This is a genomic window from Streptomyces sp. NPDC096105 (assembly GCF_044763335.1).
Taxonomy (GTDB): domain Bacteria; phylum Actinomycetota; class Actinomycetes; order Streptomycetales; family Streptomycetaceae; genus Streptomyces.
This window is the reverse complement of the sequence record NZ_JBIWGC010000011.1, coordinates 108,125-124,823: the sequence shown is the minus strand read 5'-3', so window position 1 is coordinate 124,823 and position 16,699 is coordinate 108,125. Positions and strand designations below refer to the sequence as shown.

18 protein-coding genes and 1 pseudogene are annotated in these 16,699 nt (G+C 74.4%); 13 read left to right on the top strand and 6 right to left on the bottom strand.

Features of this window, described 5'->3' with window-relative positions:
- The first annotated feature begins 90 nt into the window (after window positions 1–90).
- Window positions 91–2,469, top strand: a complete 2,379-nt coding sequence (locus ACIQ8B_RS19510) for a SpoIIE family protein phosphatase (protein WP_403548259.1) — start codon at window positions 91–93, stop codon at window positions 2,467–2,469.
- 177 nt (window positions 2,470–2,646) lie between these two features.
- Here ACIQ8B_RS19510 and ACIQ8B_RS19505 read toward each other — a convergent pair whose 3' ends face one another.
- The gene (locus tag ACIQ8B_RS19505; RefSeq protein WP_403548257.1) at window positions 2,647–3,171 is read right to left on the bottom strand and encodes a flavoprotein; all 525 of its coding nucleotides are present in this window, start codon (window positions 3,169–3,171) and stop codon (window positions 2,647–2,649) included.
- Between the two features lie 165 nt (window positions 3,172–3,336).
- Here ACIQ8B_RS19505 and ACIQ8B_RS19500 point away from each other — a divergent pair.
- Together ACIQ8B_RS19500 and ACIQ8B_RS19495 are read left to right on the top strand one after the other, a co-directional pair.
- Window positions 3,337–3,962: pseudogene (locus ACIQ8B_RS19500) on the top strand (LysE family transporter).
- Between the two features lie 192 nt (window positions 3,963–4,154).
- Window positions 4,155–4,598, top strand: coding sequence for a nitroreductase family deazaflavin-dependent oxidoreductase (locus tag ACIQ8B_RS19495; RefSeq protein WP_403548256.1), 444 nt, complete (start codon window positions 4,155–4,157; stop codon window positions 4,596–4,598).
- A gap of 76 nt (window positions 4,599–4,674) precedes the next feature.
- Here the strand turns inward: ACIQ8B_RS19495 and ACIQ8B_RS19490 are convergent, their stop codons facing one another.
- Window positions 4,675–5,622, bottom strand: coding sequence for a cation diffusion facilitator family transporter (locus tag ACIQ8B_RS19490; RefSeq protein ID WP_403548254.1), 948 nt, complete (start codon window positions 5,620–5,622; stop codon window positions 4,675–4,677).
- Between the two features lie 112 nt (window positions 5,623–5,734).
- Here ACIQ8B_RS19490 and ACIQ8B_RS19485 point away from each other — a divergent pair, with 112 nt between their 5' ends.
- Both ACIQ8B_RS19485 and ACIQ8B_RS19480 read left to right on the top strand, forming a co-directional pair.
- A complete protein-coding gene (locus tag ACIQ8B_RS19485) occupies window positions 5,735–6,760 on the top strand; it encodes a glutathione S-transferase family protein (RefSeq protein WP_403548252.1) in 1,026 nt (341 codons plus the stop codon).
- Between the two features lie 57 nt (window positions 6,761–6,817).
- Window positions 6,818–7,129 carry a DUF4235 domain-containing protein gene (locus tag ACIQ8B_RS19480; RefSeq protein WP_290003187.1) on the top strand — a complete coding sequence of 104 codons (312 nt, stop codon included), beginning with the start codon at window positions 6,818–6,820 and terminating at the stop codon, window positions 7,127–7,129.
- A 94-nt stretch (window positions 7,130–7,223) separates the two neighbouring features.
- Here ACIQ8B_RS19480 and ACIQ8B_RS19475 read toward each other — a convergent pair whose 3' ends face one another.
- Entirely contained in the window at window positions 7,224–7,616 is a 393-nt protein-coding gene (locus ACIQ8B_RS19475; RefSeq protein WP_290003185.1) for a VOC family protein, read from the bottom strand.
- Between the two features lie 234 nt (window positions 7,617–7,850).
- On the opposite strand from ACIQ8B_RS19475, the gene ACIQ8B_RS19470 reads away from it, so the two are divergent.
- The 3 genes from ACIQ8B_RS19470 (at window position 7,851) to ACIQ8B_RS19460 (ending at window position 9,560) form a co-directional block, all read left to right on the top strand.
- Complete coding sequence (locus ACIQ8B_RS19470; RefSeq protein ID WP_290003184.1) at window positions 7,851–8,225, top strand: STAS domain-containing protein; 375 nt, start codon at window positions 7,851–7,853, stop codon at window positions 8,223–8,225.
- Between the two features lie 124 nt (window positions 8,226–8,349).
- Window positions 8,350–9,012, top strand: coding sequence for a DUF4230 domain-containing protein (locus ACIQ8B_RS19465; RefSeq protein WP_403548250.1), 663 nt, complete (start codon window positions 8,350–8,352; stop codon window positions 9,010–9,012).
- Between the two features lie 71 nt (window positions 9,013–9,083).
- Window positions 9,084–9,560, top strand: a complete 477-nt coding sequence (locus tag ACIQ8B_RS19460; protein WP_403548248.1) for a VanZ family protein — start codon at window positions 9,084–9,086, stop codon at window positions 9,558–9,560.
- A 62-nt stretch (window positions 9,561–9,622) separates the two neighbouring features.
- Here the strand turns inward: ACIQ8B_RS19460 and ACIQ8B_RS19455 are convergent, their stop codons facing one another.
- Window positions 9,623–9,898, bottom strand: a complete 276-nt coding sequence (locus ACIQ8B_RS19455) for a hypothetical protein (RefSeq protein WP_290003180.1) — start codon at window positions 9,896–9,898, stop codon at window positions 9,623–9,625.
- A gap of 66 nt (window positions 9,899–9,964) precedes the next feature.
- Window positions 9,965–10,774, bottom strand: coding sequence for an SDR family oxidoreductase (locus ACIQ8B_RS19450; protein ID WP_403548246.1), 810 nt, complete (start codon window positions 10,772–10,774; stop codon window positions 9,965–9,967).
- 357 nt (window positions 10,775–11,131) lie between these two features.
- Between ACIQ8B_RS19450 and ACIQ8B_RS19445 the strand changes: the two genes are divergently transcribed.
- From ACIQ8B_RS19445 to ACIQ8B_RS19430, 4 genes are all read left to right on the top strand, one after another.
- Window positions 11,132–11,788, top strand: a complete 657-nt coding sequence (locus ACIQ8B_RS19445) for an HAD family hydrolase (RefSeq protein WP_290003177.1) — start codon at window positions 11,132–11,134, stop codon at window positions 11,786–11,788.
- A gap of 46 nt (window positions 11,789–11,834) precedes the next feature.
- Entirely contained in the window at window positions 11,835–13,040 is a 1,206-nt protein-coding gene (locus ACIQ8B_RS19440) for an aromatic acid exporter family protein (protein ID WP_403548243.1), read from the top strand.
- A gap of 339 nt (window positions 13,041–13,379) precedes the next feature.
- Window positions 13,380–14,411: an SDR family oxidoreductase gene (locus ACIQ8B_RS19435; RefSeq protein WP_403548241.1), complete on the top strand. Its 1,032-nt coding sequence runs from the start codon at window positions 13,380–13,382 to the stop codon at window positions 14,409–14,411.
- 63 nt (window positions 14,412–14,474) lie between these two features.
- Window positions 14,475–14,747, top strand: coding sequence for a hypothetical protein (locus tag ACIQ8B_RS19430; RefSeq protein ID WP_106411116.1), 273 nt, complete (start codon window positions 14,475–14,477; stop codon window positions 14,745–14,747).
- Window positions 14,748–14,943: 196 nt separating this feature from the next.
- On the opposite strand, the gene ACIQ8B_RS19425 is transcribed toward ACIQ8B_RS19430, so the two are convergent.
- The gene (locus ACIQ8B_RS19425; protein ID WP_403548239.1) at window positions 14,944–15,936 is read right to left on the bottom strand and encodes a phosphotransferase family protein; all 993 of its coding nucleotides are present in this window, start codon (window positions 15,934–15,936) and stop codon (window positions 14,944–14,946) included.
- A gap of 207 nt (window positions 15,937–16,143) precedes the next feature.
- Here ACIQ8B_RS19425 and ACIQ8B_RS19420 point away from each other — a divergent pair, with 207 nt between their 5' ends.
- Window positions 16,144–16,632 (top strand): FBP domain-containing protein, encoded by a 489-nt coding sequence (locus tag ACIQ8B_RS19420; RefSeq protein WP_403548237.1) that lies wholly within the window; start codon window positions 16,144–16,146, stop codon window positions 16,630–16,632.
- The last annotated feature ends 67 nt before the right edge of the window (window positions 16,633–16,699 follow it).

Sequence of the window (16,699 nt, the reverse complement as noted above, 5' to 3'; positions counted from 1 at the left end):
GGTTCCCGTTCATGTCATGCTCCGACGCACTAGGCTGGGACCCTGGCGATGCACCGGTTCACGGTGAGTGGGCGCGATGGAGTGGCGACGATGAGGCCGGACGACCCGTTCGACGATGCCGTGACGGCCCGGGCCGTCATCACCGCCGACGGCACGCTCACGCGGTGGAGCGAGGGCGCGCGACTGCTGCTGGGACACCGGGCCGAGGAGGTCGTCGGCCGCCCGGCCGCCGAGCTGCTGGCCGACGGTTCGGGACCGCTCCCACTGCCGTCCGACCGGTGGAACGGCACGCTGGCGCTGCGCCACCGCGACGGCGGCACGGTGAGCGTGTGGGTGCTCGCCCATCACCGGCAGCCCTCCGGCGACGGCCCCGGCGAGTGGCTCGCGGTCACCCCGCTGGAGGCGACCGACCACGATCTGCCCGACGACCCGCTGGTCAGGAAGGCCGTCTTCCAGTCGCCGTGCGCCACGATGGTCTTCGACCAGGGGCTGCGGCTGCGCGGGGTCAACGACGCGATGGCCCAGCTCCTCGGCCTGCCCGCCGGCCACCTGCGCGGGCTGCGGCCCACCGACATCGGGAGCCGCCCGCAGCACAGCGAGCTGGAACGGCAGCTGCGGCAGGTGCTGCGCACCGGGCGGCCGCACGACATGCAGACGCACATGAAGGCCAGGGCCGAGAGCCACGCGCACGCCTGGCTGGCCCGGCTGGCGCCGCTGACCGACCGGTCCGGACGGGTGCGGGGCGTGTGCGTGACCTCGCACGACTTCACCGAGCAGTTCCGGGCCCGGGAGCGGCTGCAGCTGGTCAACGAGGCCAGCATGCGCATCGGCACCACCCTGGACGTCACCCGGACGGCGCAGGAGCTGGCGGACGTGTGCGTACCGGCGCTCGCCGACTTCGTCAGCGTGGAGCTGCTGGAGCCGGAGGAGAGCGGGAGCGAGGCGGCCGGTCCGCTGTCCCCGCCGGTCCCGCTGCGCCGGGTCGCCCAGCGGTCCCTGACGGCCGGCGCCCCGGAGAGCGTCGCGCGGGTGGGCGAGGTGGTCGCCTACCCGGAGGACTCGCCGCAGGCGGACTCGCTGGTCACCGGCCACAGCATCCTCGCCTCCGTGCCGTCCGGCGACCTCGACCCGTGGCTGTCGGTGGACGAGACGCGGGCCCGGCGGATCGAGGAGTACGGCGTGCACTCGATGCTGTCCGTGCCGCTCCAGGCGCGCGGTACCACCCTCGGCGTGGCCGTCTTCACCCGCTTCAGCCGGCCGGAGGCGTTCACCCACGACGACGTGCTGCTGGCCGAGGAGGTCACCGCGCGCGCCGCCGTCTGCATCGACAACGCCCGCCGCTACTCGCAGGAGCGGGAGACGACGCTCACCCTCCAGCGCAGCCTGCTGCCCCGGTCCCTGCCGCGGACGGCCGCCCTGGAGGCCGCCACCCGCTATCTGCCGGCCGCGCGCTCCGGTGTGGGCGGCGACTGGTTCGACGTGATCCCGCTGTCCGGGATGCGGGTCGCCATGGTCGTCGGGGACGTCGTGGGCCACGGCATCCAGGCCTCGGCGACGATGGGCCGGCTGCGCACGGCCGTGCGCACCCTCGCCGACATCGACCTCGCCCCCGACGAGCTGCTCACCCACCTCGACGACCTGGTGCTGCACCTGTCGGAGGAGGCGGGCGGCGACTCCGGGCCCGGAGAGGTCGGCGCGACCTGTCTGTACGCGGTGTACGACCCGGTGTCGCGGCGCTGCACCCTGTGCCGGGCGGGCCATCCGCCGCCGGTGCTGATCCCGCCGGGCGGACCGGCCCGGCACCTGGAACTGCCGTCGGGGCCGCCGCTGGGGCTGGGCGGGCTGCCGTTCGAGTCGGCGGAGTTCGAGCTGTCCGACGACAGCGTGCTGGCGTTCTACACCGACGGACTGGTCACCTCGCCCGGGCGGGGCGACCAGCAGGGCGAGGCCGCGCTGCGCGAGGCGCTGTCCGGCGCGTCGGGCCCGCTCGACGAGACGTGCGACCGTGTGCTGAACAGCGTGCTGGCGCCGGGCGGCTCGGCGGACGACGTGGCGCTGCTGCTGGCCCGCACCCGGGGCCTGCCGTCCTCACAGGTCGCCACCTGGGACATCCCGGCCGATCCGGCGCTGGTGGCCCCGATCCGCAAGCAGGTCCTCGACCAGCTCGCCGCATGGGCGCTCACCGACGCGTCGTTCACGGCGGAGCTGGTGGTGAGCGAGCTGGTCACCAACGCCATCCGCTACGGCGCCCCGCCGATCCGGCTGCGCCTGATCCACGACGCGTCGACGCTGATCTGCGAGGTCTCCGACAGCAGCCACACGGCTCCGCACCTGCGCCGCGCCAAGACCTGGGACGAGGGCGGCCGCGGCCTGCTCCTGGTCGCCCAGCTCACCCAGCGGTGGGGGACGCGGCACACGACGGAGGGCAAGACGATCTGGGCGGAACTGGCCCTGGCGGACAGGGAGTGACCTCGGCGGAAGTCACTCCCCGGTGAGGCTCGCGCCTCTCGCCGCGGCGGGCGCCGACCGGGTGTTCCCCGGCCGCGTCCCGGCGTCACCGTCCCGTCAGTGGCCCGCGATCGGGTGCGGGGGGCGGGGCTCGGCGAGTTCCTGGGGTTCCTCGTCCGTCAGGGTGCGGGGTGCCGCTCAGCCGTTCCGCAGCAGGTCCAGGGCCCGCTCCCAGCCGAACTCCCGCCGTCCGCCGTCCCCTCCGGCCTCCCCCTCGTGCGGGTCGGCGAAGCGGACGCCCATGCCGCGCAGCCGGGCGACGCTGTCCCGGTAGGCGGGATGGGCGGCCAGCGCGTCGGCGACGCAGGGCAGGACGGCGATCGGCACGCCGAGCCCGGCGGCCTCGCACAGGGTGCCGACGGCGAGGGTGTCGGCGATGCCGGCCGCCCACTTGTTGACGGTGTTGAAGGTGGCCGGGGCGACCACCACGGCGTCGGGCGCCGGGAAGGGGCGCGGGTCGCCGGGGCGGCGCCAGGCGGAGCGGATCGGGCGGCCGGTCCGCGTCTCGACGGCGGCGGCGTCGAAGAAGCCGCTCATCGCCGTCGGGGTGGCGAGGACACCGACCTCCCAGCCCCGCTCCTGCGCGGCGGTGATCAGCTTGCCGACGTCCGCGGCGACTCCGGCGGCGCAGACGACGACGTAGAGGAAGGGCTTGTCGGTCACCCGGGCACCCTAGCCAGCCAAAACCGGTTGCCGGTACCGGGCGGCAGGCCCCAGGGTCCCTCCCATGTCCACGTTCGTGTTCCCGCGGTCGTCGTCCGTCCTCGCCCTCGTCGCGGGCCGGCAGCGGCAGCGCGGCGCCCGGGAAGGCACGACTCGCCCGCGCCTGTGACGGCCGCGCTGCCGACGGGGCTGCCGGCCGGTTACGGCATCGCCGTTCCCGACGGCGCCGTCGGCGCCCACCTCGTCCCCCTCACCGCCCGTACGTCCCTGCGCACCGGGGTGTGCGCGGCCCTCGGCGTCGCCACGGCCGACGGTCTGTACGCGCTCGCCGCCGTCCTCGGCGGTTCCGCCCTCGCCTCGGCGCTGCGTCCCGCGCTGGGTCCGCTGCGCGGGGTGTGCGTGCTGGTGCTGGCGGCGTGGGGCGCGGCCGGCGCGCTCCGCGGCAGTACCGCGGCCGGCGGCTCGCCGTCCGCTCCGCGACGGCGCCCCCGACCGCCCTGCGGGCGTACCTGACGCTGCTGGGGATCACCCTGCTCAACCCGGCCACGGTGATCTGTTTCGCGGCGCTCGTGCTCGGCTCGCAGGGCGGGACGGCTGCCGGGGCGGCGGAACGGGCCGTGTTCGTGACGGCGGCCTTCGCGGCCTCCGCGAGCCGGCAGGTGCTCCTGACCGGCGGCGGCGCCCTGCTGGGGCGGGCGCTGACCGGTCACCGGGGGCGGCTGGTGACGGGGCTGGTGGCGAGCGGTGTGACGCCGGCGCTCGCGCTGCGGACGGCGTCGGCTCCGGGCTGACGGGGCCGGGGCGGCAGACCTGCCCGTCCCGTGCGGGTGCGGACGCCTGCGCGGGCGGGGATCGGACCGGGTTTCCGGGGCACCGGTCCCCAGCGGCCGGGACACGCCCGGGTCCGGACGGCTTCCGGGTGCGGTGCGTCCGGAGCGATGATCGACTCGGCCGTACGACGCGAGAACGATGGGACGGATGCCATGCCTCTCGAAGGCGAGTACGAACCCAGCCCGACGGCCTGGGTGCGGGAACAGGTGGAACTGATCGAGCGGTCCGGCGGCACGGAGGGGACGACGCTGCAGGGCAGACCCGTGGTCGTGCTGACCAGCCGGGGAGCGAGGAGCGGCAAACTGCGCAAGACCCCGGTGATGCGGGTGGAGCACGAGGGCCGCTACGCGGTGGTCGCCTCGCTGGGCGGCGCGTCCGAGCACCCGGTGTGGTACCACAACCTGAAGGCCGATCCGCACGTCGAACTCCGGGACGGCCCGCACACGTGGGACATGACGGCCCGTGAGGTCACCGGTGAGGAGAAGGCCGAGTGGTGGAAGCGCGCGGTCGCGGCCTTCCCGCCGTACGAGGAGTACCAGCAGAAGACCAGCCGGGAGATCCCGGTGTTCGTGCTGGAGCGGCCCGGCCAGGGCTGACGGGGCCGGTGCGGCGGGCCGGGAGGAAATCCCGGCCCGGTCGCGCATGAAGCCCCGGCCGCCGGGCACACGGGCCTCAGGCCCCGCCGCGTTCCCCCGTCGCGGCGGGGCCCTCCCATGCCTCCGTCGCGCCGCGGTCGGTGACGTCGAGGAACACCTGGGCGGCCTCGGGGACCACCCGGGCGATGGACCGCTTGATGCGCACCGCGACCTGTTCCACCCGCTCGCTGTCCAGCCCCGGCACCAGGTCGACCCGGGCGGCCACCAGCGCGGTGTCGAGCCCGGTCTTCATGGTGAACAGCGCCTCCACGCTGTCTATCTCGGGCTGAGCGCGCAGCAGTTCCCGGATCCGTTCGCTCGCCCGCGGGTCGGCGGCCTCGCCGATGAGCTGGTCCCGGGCCTCGCGGCCGAGCCGGTAGGCGACGTACACCAGCAGGACGCCGATGGCGAGCGAGGCGGACGCCTCCCACACGACCTGTCCGGTGGTCATGTGCAGCGCCATGCCGGCCATGGCCAGGGTGACGCCGACGACCGCGGTGCCGTCCTCGGCGACGACCGTGCGCAGCGCCGGGTCGCCGAGGCCGCCGCCCTGCCGGCGCACCTGGTACAGGGCGCGCAGCAGCGAGGCGCCCTCGGCGAGGAGGGCCACGCCGAGCACGACGAGCCCGGCGACGTAACCGCTCAGGTGCTCGTCCCCCCCGCCCCGCAGCGCGTCGACGCCCTGGTAGAAGGAGAAGCAGCCGCCCATCACGAAGATGCCGACGGCCGCGAGCAGCGACCAGAAGAACCGTTCCTTGCCGTAGCCGAAGGGGTGGCGGGTGTCGGCCGGACGGCGGCTGCGGCGGAGGGCCGCGAGCAGGAAGATCTCGTTCAGACTGTCGGCCACCGAGTGCGCCGCCTCCGACAGCAGCGCCGGGGAGGACGCGGCCAGGCCGCCGAAGGCCTTGGCGGCGGCGATCACGAGGTTGGCCGCGAGCGCCACCAGGACGGTGACCCGTGTTCTGCGATCCGATCGTGTAGTCACGTCGGGCGATTGCCCCGGCCGGTCCAGCTCATACCGTGCGGTCGGGGGAAAACGGGGAACAACGGGGAACGCGGTCACAGGGACGACGCAACCACGACAGAGGGAGACCACCATGAGCGGCCGCGACGACTCGGGCGGCAACAGCTCGTACGGCAGGAAGGCGTTCAAGCGGTCCCGGGCGCACTTCGCGGACCGGATCACCGCGGACGGGCGGGACGGGTGGCCGGTGGAGGCCGGGCGCTACCGGCTGGTGGTGAGCCGCGCCTGCCCCTGGGCGAGCCGGGCACTGGTGTCGAGGCGGTTGCTGGGGCTGGAGGACGCGGTGTCCCTGGCCGTCGCGGACCCGGTCCAGGACGACCGCAGCTGGTGCTTCACCCTGGACCCCGACGGCCGTGACCCGGTGCTCGGCATCCGCTACCTCAGCGAGGCCTACGACCGGCGGGAGACGGGCCATCCGGGCGGGGTGAGCGTGCCGGCCGTGGTGGACGTGCCCAACGGGAAGCTGGTCACCAACGACTACCAGCAGATCACCCTGGACTTCGCCACCGAGTGGACGGCCCTGCACCGCGAGGGGGCGCCCGACCTGTATCCCGAGAAGCTGCGCGACGAGATCGACGCGGTCATGGACGACATCTTCCGGGACGTCAACAACGGGGTGTACCGGGCGGGTTTCGCCACCGGGCAGGAGGAGTACGAGGCCGCCTGCACGGCGCTGTTCGGGCGGCTGGAGTCGCTGGAGCAGCGGCTGGAGCGGCAGCGGTACCTGGTCGGGGACACCCTCACCGAGGCGGACATCCGGCTGTTCACCACCCTGGTGCGGTTCGATCCGGTGTACCACGGGCACTTCAAGTGCAACCGCTGGAAGCTGACGGAGAGCCGGGTGCTGTGGGGATACGCCCGCGACCTGTACCAGACGCCGGGGTTCGGCGACACCGTCGACTTCGACCACATCAAGCGGCACTACTACCAGGTGCACACCGGCATCAACCCGTCCGGGATCGTCCCGCTCGGGCCCGACCTGGCCGGCTGGACGTCTCCCCACCACCGCGAGGAGCTCGGCGGCCGGCCGTTCGGCGACGGCACCCCGCCCGGTCCGGTGCCGCCCGGTGAGGAGATCCCGGCGCGGGGCCGCCCCTGACGCCCGGCCCGGCCGACCACCCATCCCACTCGAAACAGCCGACCTAGGAGAGGCGACGTGGCGAGGAAGAACAAGAAGGCGAAGAAGAAGCTGCCCCTGGCGTACAAGCCGATCGGCTTCGCGCTGGGCTGGACCAGCGGCACCGTGGCGGGCCTGGCCTTCCAGAAGACCTGGAAGGTGATCAAAAAGGAGGACAACGCGCCGGACGCGCTGGACCGCGACCGCAGCTGGGGCGAGATCCTGCTGGCGGCGGCGATCCAGGGGGCGATCTTCGCGGTGGTGCGCAGTGCGGTGGACCGCGCGGGCGCGAAGGCGATCGAGCGGTCCACCGGGACCTGGCCGGTACCGGACCAAGGGGGCCGTGACTGACCCGGACGGTCGCGCTCGTCGGAACGCCGGAGGGGCTGACGTTTCAGCCCCTCCGGCGTTTCAGCCCCTCCGGCGTTTCAGCCCCTCCGGCGTTTCAGCCCTGCTTGGGCGCTGTCGGCGTGCCCCGGCGGACGGTGAAGGAATGCCCCGCCGGATCGGCGTACCCGCGCTCCTCGGTGGAGCCGGACGAGTCACCGCTCTCCGTCGGGCGGCCGCCCAGGCTCACGATCTTCCGCTCCACCCCGTCCAGGTCGTCCGCCATGAACTCCAAGTGCGCCTGGAGGGAGTTCTCCGGGCGGGGCCAGCTCGGCGCGGTCGCGTTCACGTCGCGGCGCAGGGCCAGGCGGAAGCCGTCGGCGGTGCGGATCTCCACCCGGTTGGCGCTCGCGTCGACGTGGTCCGCCTCCAGCAACTCCTTGTAGAAATCGGCGAGTTTCTCGGGTTCGGCGCAGTCGAGCACCACCACGCCCGTGGTCACCAGTGCCATGTCTCCTCCGCGGCGTCGGATGCGGGACGGTCCGGCCCCGCCCGGTGACACCTGTCCGCGCTCGCCGTTTTCACTCATCGATCACAGTGGTGAAAAACTCGGCCGCAAGACGAAGACATATGTCATTCGAACATGCTCAAATGCAGTCGTCCGCGAGTAACCAGCGTGCCGGGGACCGGTGTTGGGGCCGGCTGCCCTCCCCGGAGCACGGAGCAGACCGGAGGCGACGGCGTCGTGCGGTACGAACCCCCGCCGCTGACGCGGCATCTGCGCGTGCGCCGCGACCGGGGCCACACCGTGCTCGAGTTCCACGGCGAGATCGACATCGCGGCCGCCGCGGAGATCGTGCCGCACCTCGACCTGGCGACCGCCGAGCCGGACGCCCGCGTGGTCATCGACCTGACCCACGTCGCGTTCTTCGACCTCTCCGGGCTGCGCCTGGTCCACCGGGCCCGGCACCGCCTCGCCGACGGACGGCTGCACCTGGTGTGCGCCCATCCACTGACCCTGCGGATGCTGCGGATCACCGGGCTGTCCCGCCTGCTGCCTCCGTGGCCCACCCTGGAGGCGGCGCTGACCGCCCCCGGATCGAGGTCCGGGCCGGTGTAGCCCTTCGCGGGCCCGCCCGCCCGTGCGCCCCTCCGTGCTCCGGGTGCCGATGGCCGTCCCCCGATCGCCTTGTCTGTTCCGCGGGATGACGGGCATCCGGACGGAAGGAAGGAGGGCCGTCGCCATGACGACTCCGGTGGAGGGACCGACCGCGCGCGTGCCCGGCTGGGTGAAGGTGCTGGGCGCGACGGTGGTGCTGCTGGCCGTGCTGTTCGCCGGGATCCGGCTGAGCGTGCTGCCGGGGCTGAAGGACCTGTTCGGCACGGAGACGCGCGACCGTTCGGGTCCCGCGCTGCTGGAGTCCATCCAGGACATCAGCCGCTACGACGCCGCCTCGGGCGCCTTCCAGGTGGTGGTGGACCTGGAGAAGGACACCAAGTTCCTGCCGGACGCGGTCCGCGGCAGCCGCACCCTGTACGTGGGCGCGGGCACCGTGGACGCGTACGTCGACCTCGGCGGGCTGAAGGAGGGCGACGTCCGGGTGGACGAGGACCGCACCTCCGCCACGCTGCGGCTGCCCCGAGCCCGTCTGGACGCCCCGGCGCTGGACGTGGACCGTTCCTACGCCGTCTCCAAGCAGCGCGGCCTGCTCGACCGGCTCGGGGATCTCTTCTCGGACAACCCGAACGGCGAACAGGCCGTGCAGAAGCTCGCGGTGCGCCACATCCGGGAGGCGGCCGAGGAGAGCGGGCTGACCGCGCGGGCGGAGGCCAACACCCGGGAGATGCTCCAGGGCCTGCTGCGCTCCCTGGGCTTCGAGCGGGTGCGCGTCAGCTTCGCCGGCTGACCCGGACTGTCCGGCCCGGCCGGGGGTAACCGCCGTAACACTCAAGGACGTTGACGACTGGAGGACATCCGATGGCCCGCGCCGCCCGCCATCCGCTCCCGCTGCCCCTGCGGCTGCTGGTGATGCTGTGCGCCTTCGCCTTCATGGTGCTCTTCGCGGTGGTGCTGGCCCGGCTCACGCTGCAGCCGTCCCCCGCCTCGGAGTCCCTGACCCACACCAACCTGCATCCGGGCCGCTCCCTGCGGGCCTATCTGGACCAGCCGGCGCTGCGGGACGCGGTGAAGCAGATCGGCGGCAACATCCTGCTGGGCGTGCCCTTCGGGGTGCTCGCGCCGGTCGTCGCGCCGCGCACCCGGGGCTTCCTGCGGATCCTGGTCCTGACGGCCGTGGTGATGCTGCTGGTCGAGGTGGCGCAGGGTTCGCTGGTCACCGGCCGCGCCTTCGACATCGACGACGTCATCCTCAACACCGCCGGGGCGCTGATCGGTTACCTGCTCGTGGGCCGGCGGATGAGCAGGGCCGTGCACGCACGCCGCTCCGAGGAGTGACCCGAGGGCCGCCGCACGCCGTACGTACGCCTCCGTCCCCCGCGGGCGGAGGCGTACGCCGTCTAGGGCTTCTCCCTCTGCTCCTCGCGGACGCGGGGGGCCTGGCGCGAGGACCAGGTGAACTTGTCCCCGCCCACCCAGCGGACCGTGTCGGGGTCGTCCAGGTCGTGCACCGTGATGCCGTACACCACGGCCGCCTGGAGCACGTCGGTGACCGACCTGGCCTCACCCACGATCTCTCCGTCGATCTCCACGATCCGGAAGGGCGGGGACCCGGGCTGCACTCCGAGCACCGTGATCCGCGGCTGTGACATGTACGGACTCGCGCTTTCGGTCATGCCTCCGAGGGTAGCCCCAAACAACACGAACCCGGCCTCTCGGACACAGCAGCCCGGAACCGTCCCTCAGGGACGCCGCCAGTCGTCGCTCGTCAGGTGCGAGCCGGCCTGCGGTCCCATGCGGAGCATCCCGCCGTCCACGCTCCACGAGGCGCCGGTGACGTACGAGGCGTCGGGGCCGGCGAGGAAGGCGATCACCGCGGCGACCTCACGGGCGTCGCCGGGCCGGCCGAGGGGGATGCCGGGGCGGCTCTCGGTGTGCGGGTCGGTGTCCTCCTGGCCGGTCATCGGGGTGGCGATCTCACCGGGGGCGACCGCGTTCACCGTGATGCCGTGCTCGGCCAGCTCCAGCGCCATCACCTGGGTCAGCAGTCCGAGGCCGCCCTTGGCCGCGCAGTACGGAGCGGCCCCGACCCGGGGCTGGTGCTCGTGCACGGAGGTCACGTTGACGATCCGGCCGCCGTCGCCCTGCCGGATCATGTGCCGCGCCGCCTTCTGCGAGCACAGGAACGGGCCGAGCAGGTCGACGTCGAGCACCTCCCGCACCTTCTCGGGCGCCAGGTCGAGAAAGGGCGTGCTCGTGCCGGTGCCGGCGTTGTTGACCAGCACGTCGACGCGGCCGAGCCGCTCGCACAGGTCGTCCACGGTGTCGGCGGCGCCGGGCAGCTCGGTCAGGTCGAGGCGGACGACCTCGGCGCGGCAGCCGTGCGCTCGCACCTCCTCCGCGGTCTCCTCCGCGCCCTCACGGTCGCTGAGGTACGTGATGCCCACGTCCATGCCTGCGGCGGCGAGCCGTACGGCGGTGGCCCGGCCGATGCCGGAGTCCGCGCCGGTGATCACGGCGACCTTGCCGTTGACGGGGGTGGAGAGTGCCATGCGTGCCTCCTCGTCGTCGGTGTCCGGGGTGCCGGGTCGCAGTACCCGCGCCGGCGCGGGCCAACCGTCCCGGACGCGGCGTGCGGCCCCGTCCGCCCCGGGGAACCCTGGAGCGAGGAGGTGGCCACGGCCCCCGTCGAGGCGCTGGAGGACGTCGCGTTCCCGCCGGAGCGGTCGGTCGCCGGCTCCGGCGTACCGCGTCCGCGCCGAGGGGTGCGGGGCGCCGCCTGAGCGGGTGGGCGCCGCCCGGTCGCCGGAGGGGCTGCCGGCGCGGGCCCGGAAGCGCGGGACGCCGGCCGGCGTGGCGGGCGGTCGCGGTGGTACCCGTACCGGTCCGCGAGGAGAGGAAGAACCGTCATGAACCGTGCGGCGGTGTTCGACGTCGACGGCACTCTGGCCGACACCAACCATCTGCATGTCACGGCCTGGTGGGAGGCGTTCCGGCAGGCCGGCCACCAGGTGCCGATGCACGCGATCCACCGCGCGGTGGGCCTGCCCTCCACCGACCTGATCGCGCATCTGCTCGGCGAGGACCGGGACACCTCGCAGGACGCCGGGCTGAGCGCCGCGCACAAGACGCTGTACGGGCAGTACTTCGACCGGCTGCCGGCGCTGCCGGACGCCGGGCGGCTGCTGGAGCGGCTGCACGACGACGGCTGGACGGTGGTGCTCGCCACCTCGGCGGGCGGGGCGGAGCTGGGCGCGCTGCGCCGGGCGGTCGACGCGGACCGGGCGATCTCCGCCACGGCGAGCGCCGACGACGTCGACGAGGGCAAGCCGGCGCCCGAGCCCGTGGAGCACGCGCTGGAGCTGGCCGGGGTGCCCGCCGAACGCGCGGTGTTCGTCGGTGACACGGTGTGGGACATGCGGGCGGCCGCCCGGGCCGGGGTGCGCTGTGTGGGCCTGCTGTGCGGCGGCATCCCGCGCGCCGACCTGACCGAGGCGGGCGCGGACGTGGTGTACGACGACCCGGCGCATCTGCTGGCCTCGCTGGCGGACTCCCCCCTGGCGTGAGGTCCCGCATGCTTCATCACCGGTGTGCCGGGGGAACCCGCAGCTCATGACGCGGGTGATCGACGGGACGGAGAACGAGGACCCGGGCGGACGGCTGGCCCGGGCGGCGGATGCCGTGCGGTGGGAGGCGCGCTCGGTCGGCCGGGCGGCCCGGGCCGCCCTACGCGGGCCGGGGCGGGAGCGGGACCTGCTGGTCCAGTCGCTGAAGGCGGCTCTGGCGGCGCTGCTGGCCTGGCTGGTGGCGCAGGTGTGGCTCGGCGACCCGATGGCGCTGATGGCGCCCTGGGTCGCGCTGGTACTGGTGCAGGCCACGGTGTACAGCTCGCTGGTGCAGGGGGCGCGGCAGTTCGCCGCGATCTGCATCGGCGCGCTGGTGGCGTCGGGGGCGCAGGCGGTCACCGACGACACCACGGGCGCGATCGCCCTGTCGGTGCCCGTCCTGGTGCTGCTGTCGAACTGGCCGCGCTTCGGCGACCAGGGCATCTACGCGGCGACCACGGCCGTGTTCACCATCGCCACGGGCACGGTGAGCGCGGAGGCCGTGGGACACCGGCTGGGGCAGGCGGCGCTCGGCGCGGCCATCGGCGTCGCGGTGAACGCGCTCGTCCTGCCGCCCGTCCACCTCCGGGACGTCCGGGAGAACCTCGCGGCGCTGGCCCGGGAGGCGGGCGAGGTGCTGTACGCCGTCGCCGAGGACCTGCGCGAGGGCGACTGGGACGCGCAGACGGCGGCCAACCGGCTGAGCGCGGCGAAGCGGCTGCAGGACCGGCTGGACTCGCTGCGTTCGGCGCGCGGCTGGAGCAGGGAGAGCCTGCGGCTGACGTCGGGTCTGCTGCGCAAGCTGCACCGCGCGCCGGCGGAGGCGCTGCCGTCACAGGACGAGGACGAACGCTTCGGCCGGATCACCGGCCATGTCACGGCGCTGACCCGCAGCCTGGCCGTCGCCGCGGACGAGGAGCGCTCCCCGGCCGCGCCGGACCCGGAGGTGCTCCGCTCCTACGGAAAGCTGCTGGAACTCCTCGGGGACAGCTGCCGCGCGGAGGCGGACCGGCTGCTGGGCGAGGAAGGGACGGCGGATCCGCTGCTGGACGAGCGGACCGACGCGGCCATGCGGGACCTGCACACCCGGCTCCAGGAGGGTCTGAGGGCGGAGGCCGGGCAGGGCGCGGCGCGGACGGCGGTCCTGGGCACGCTGGTGCTCCAGGCGGAGAACCTGTGGGCGGACCTCGACCCGGACGCGCGGGGCCGCTGACCGCCGCCGGACGGGGTGACACACGTCACCGCGGAACGGGACCGTGGGCGGAACACACGGTGGCGGTTTCCCGTTGAACCGACCGTGGGTGCGGATGGGACAGTGTCCCCGGGCCTCACCATTCGCCCACAGGGACGATCGTTCGGCTGAAGCCCTGTGGAGCCTTTCGCCGCGAGGCGACCGCCATGCGCACCCGCCTCCTTGCCGCCCCGGCCGTGCTCCCCCCGTCACGGCCGGGGCTCTCCCTTGCACCCACGCCCTCGCGGCGCGCGTGAGCCCGCGCGTGTGCGGGGTACCCGGACGGTTCCGCCAAGCAGACCGGCCGGAGGGAGTGGAAGGGTGAGCAGCGCAGCGGGACTCAGGGTCGTCGTCACCGGCGCCACCGGAAACGTCGGGACCAGCGTGGTGCGGGCCCTCGCGGAGGAACCGGAGGTCGCCTCCGTACGGGGGCTGGCCCGGCGGATCCCCGACTGGTCGCCGCCGAAGACCGAGTGGTCGGCGGTGGACCTGGCCTCGGACCGGTTCGACCTGGTGCGGGAGTTCGCGGGCGCCGACGCGGTGATCCATCTGGCCTGGGCGTTCCAGCCCACGCACGACCCCGCGACCACCTGGCGCAGCAATGTGCTGGGCAGCATGCGGGTGTTCGACGCGGTGGCCCGGGCGGAGGTGCCGACGCTGGTGCACGCCTCGTCGGTGGGGGCGTACTCCCCCGGCCCGAAGGACCACGCGGTGGACGAGACGTGGCCGACGCACGGCTGGCCGGACGCGGCGTACTGCCGGGAGAAGGCGTATCTGGAGCGTGCCCTGGACATCGTGGAGCGGGACCGGCCCGCCCTCAGGGTGGTGCGGATGCGGCCCGCGTTCCTCTTCAAGCGCGAGTCGGCGAGCGAGCAGCGCCGCATCTTCGGCGGCCGCTACCTGCCGGGGCAGCTGGCCCGCCCCGATCTGCTGCCGTTCCTGCCGGACGTCCCCGGGCTGCGGATGCAGGTGCTGCACACCGACGACGCGGCGCAGGCGTACCGGCTGGCCGTCCTGTCCGCCGAGGCGCGCGGGCCGTACAACCTGGCGGCGGAGCCGACGGTGGACGTGGAGCTGCTGGGCGAGATGTTCGGCGCGCGCCGGGTGCGGCTGCCGCGCGCCGCGGCCCGGTCGGCGGTCGCCGCGGCCTGGGGGCTGCGGCTGCTGCCCGCGTCCCCGCACCTGTTCGACGCGGTGCTGCGGCTGCCGCTGATGGACTGCACCCGGGCGCGGGTGGAGCTCGGCTGGCAGCCGACGCGCACGGCGACGCAGGTGGTGGAGGAGTTCCTGCTGGGCATGCGGCAGGGCGCCGGGGAGAACACGGCGCCGCTGCACGGCAGCGCGGTCGGCTGAGCGGCGCGTGCGCGGGCCCGCGCGGGGTACCCGCGAGTGCTGTACGGATGAAGGGAGAGCGTCGTGACCGACCACCGCATCGACAGTCCCGGTGAGAACGGAGCGGGTGTCCCCAGGGACATGCCGGACCAGCAGGCCGGCCCCGACGAGGACCCCTGGGAGGTCGCGCCGGCCGCCGCGGAGCGGGAGAGCGAGCGCAAGGCCGAGGAAGCGGACAGGCCGGATTCCGCCGACGACGTGCCGGACACGGACGAGGCCGGCACGGGCCGCCAGGGCGCGCCGCACTCGGCGGCGTCCTACCCGGAGGCCCCGGTGCCGGACGAGTCCACCGGCTGATCCTCCCCCGGGTCCGGCCCGGAGCGGCGTCGCGCCGGCGGGCGAGCGGCGGCTCGGCGCCCGCGTACGCCCCCGGGCAGGTCGCGGGGTCCGTTCCCCGCCGCCTCCGGCTCGCCTCCCGTGGACGCGGCCCGGCCCGCGCACACCGCCGAGCGGCGGCTCGGCGCGACGCTCCCTCCCCCTTCAGTGCACGAGGTCACGATGCGCACGTGCTCAGAGCGGTGATCTCGTCCAGCGTGGCCGCCAGGTGCGGGCCGACACTCTCCCGGACCCGGCGCGCGTCCTCGGCGCCGACGGCCCGGGGCACGGTCTCGGTGAGCATGATCAGGTCGAGGTAGGCGCGGTACAGGGCGAGACGGAGACGGGCGCTCCCGTCGAGGACCGCAGGGCCGCCCTCCTCCGCGTAGCCGGCCAGGAAGGCGTCGTCCCGCCGGATGTCGCCGAGCAGCGCCAGGGAGACGAAGTCGGCGAGCGGGTCGCCCCAGAACATCCGCTCGCCGTCGATCAGTCCGCCGATCCGGGCGGGGCCGTCCGCCGGGCGGTCCACCAGGATGTTGCCCGGCCACAGGTCGAAGTGGACCAGCACCGGCACGCCGGCCGCGTCGAGCGCGGGAGCGGCGGCCCGGAGGACGGCGGCCACCTCGTCGACGGGGCGGGGCAGCCAGGGGCGGTGGTCGCGGGCGTCGGCGAGCACGGCGCCGGTCATCGTGGTGAAGGCGGACCGCCAGTCGGGGGCGAGCGGGCCGAGCGCGCCGGAGGGGTGGCCGAACGCGGTACCGGTGACCCGGTGCAGCCGCGCCACCTGGCGGCCCAGTTCGGTGCGCAGGCCGGTCCGTTCCTCGTCGGTGGGGTCCGCCTCGGGCCAGGGCACGCCCGGGCAGGCGGTCATCAGCAGGTGCGGCGCCGTGTCGTCCGGGGCGAGGGACACGGCGCGTGGCGCGGGCACCCGGGCCTGCTCCGCGCCCGCGCAGAACGCGGCCTCCGCGACCAGCAGCCGCCGCTCGTGCCGCAGGCCGGGCACGCCGGACGGGGGCGGGACCTTCAGGACGTAGCGGGTACCGTCGGTCAGGAGGATCTCCTCGACGGTGTTGTAGGTGCCCCCGGTCAGCGGGCGCACCCCGGCCAGGGCGTCGGGCGGCAGGCCCGCGCCCGCGAGCACCCGGCGGGCCCGTTCCCGTGAGTCCCCCATCGTGCGCACCCCTCCCCCTCGGCGGCTGCGGTACAGCGTACGGCGCGGTCCCGGGCGCGGTGCGGGACGGTACCGGGTGGGGCCCGGGGCGGGAGGGGGCGGGGCGCGGGCGGGAAAACCGTTGGCTCCCGCGCGGGGCGGGTCCTTACGCTGGCCGCCGAAACCTAGACCTCCTAGGTTTGCCGGAACGTCACAGGAGACGACCTCATGAGAGCACTCACCGAGCAGGACATCCGCGGTTCCTTCATCAACTGCTCGAAGGGGGAGGCGAAGCGGCTGTCCGTGCCCCGCGACCTGGCCGAGCGTCCGTGGGACGACCTCGACTTCCTCGGCTGGGGCGATCCCGGCGCACCCGACCGCAGCTATCTGGTCGTCGAGCGGCGGGACCGGCTCGTCGGAGTGGCCCTGCGCTTCCAGCCCGCCCAGCGGGGTTTCCTGCACCGCAGCATGTGCTCCCTGTGCCTGACGACCCATCCGCGCGGCGGAGTCTCGCTGATGACCGCGCGCAAGTCGGGCCCTGCGGGCCGGGAGGGCAACTCGGTCGGCGCCTACATGTGCACCGACCTGGCCTGCTCCCTGTACCTGCGCGGGCTGAAGGTGCCGGAGACCGGGGTCCGGTTCGGGGAGAGCCTCACCCTGGAGGAGCAGATCGACCGCACACGGAGCAATCTCCTCGCCTTCGTCGACAAGCTGTAGTCCCGCCGGACGGCCGGGGGCCCGGCGTCCGTCCCCCGGGGGACTGCCGTCACACGAGAACACGTTC

Coding starts and splice junctions, on each gene's coding strand:
- ACIQ8B_RS19460 (WP_403548248.1), top strand. CDS start 9,084: ATGGCCCGCGCCGCCCGCCATCCGCTCCCGCTGCCCCTGCGGCTGCTG.
- ACIQ8B_RS19495 (WP_403548256.1), top strand. CDS start 4,155: ATGCCTCTCGAAGGCGAGTACGAACCCAGCCCGACGGCCTGGGTGCGG.
- ACIQ8B_RS19450 (WP_403548246.1), bottom strand. CDS start 10,774: ATGGCACTCTCCACCCCCGTCAACGGCAAGGTCGCCGTGATCACCGGC.
- ACIQ8B_RS19485 (WP_403548252.1), top strand. CDS start 5,735: ATGAGCGGCCGCGACGACTCGGGCGGCAACAGCTCGTACGGCAGGAAG.
- ACIQ8B_RS19420 (WP_403548237.1), top strand. CDS start 16,144: ATGAGAGCACTCACCGAGCAGGACATCCGCGGTTCCTTCATCAACTGC.
- ACIQ8B_RS19440 (WP_403548243.1), top strand. CDS start 11,835: ATGACGCGGGTGATCGACGGGACGGAGAACGAGGACCCGGGCGGACGG.
- ACIQ8B_RS19465 (WP_403548250.1), top strand. CDS start 8,350: ATGACGACTCCGGTGGAGGGACCGACCGCGCGCGTGCCCGGCTGGGTG.
- ACIQ8B_RS19455 (WP_290003180.1), bottom strand. CDS start 9,898: ATGACCGAAAGCGCGAGTCCGTACATGTCACAGCCGCGGATCACGGTG.
- ACIQ8B_RS19475 (WP_290003185.1), bottom strand. CDS start 7,616: ATGGCACTGGTGACCACGGGCGTGGTGGTGCTCGACTGCGCCGAACCC.
- ACIQ8B_RS19445 (WP_290003177.1), top strand. CDS start 11,132: ATGAACCGTGCGGCGGTGTTCGACGTCGACGGCACTCTGGCCGACACC.
- ACIQ8B_RS19510 (WP_403548259.1), top strand. CDS start 91: ATGAGGCCGGACGACCCGTTCGACGATGCCGTGACGGCCCGGGCCGTC.
- ACIQ8B_RS19425 (WP_403548239.1), bottom strand. CDS start 15,936: ATGGGGGACTCACGGGAACGGGCCCGCCGGGTGCTCGCGGGCGCGGGC.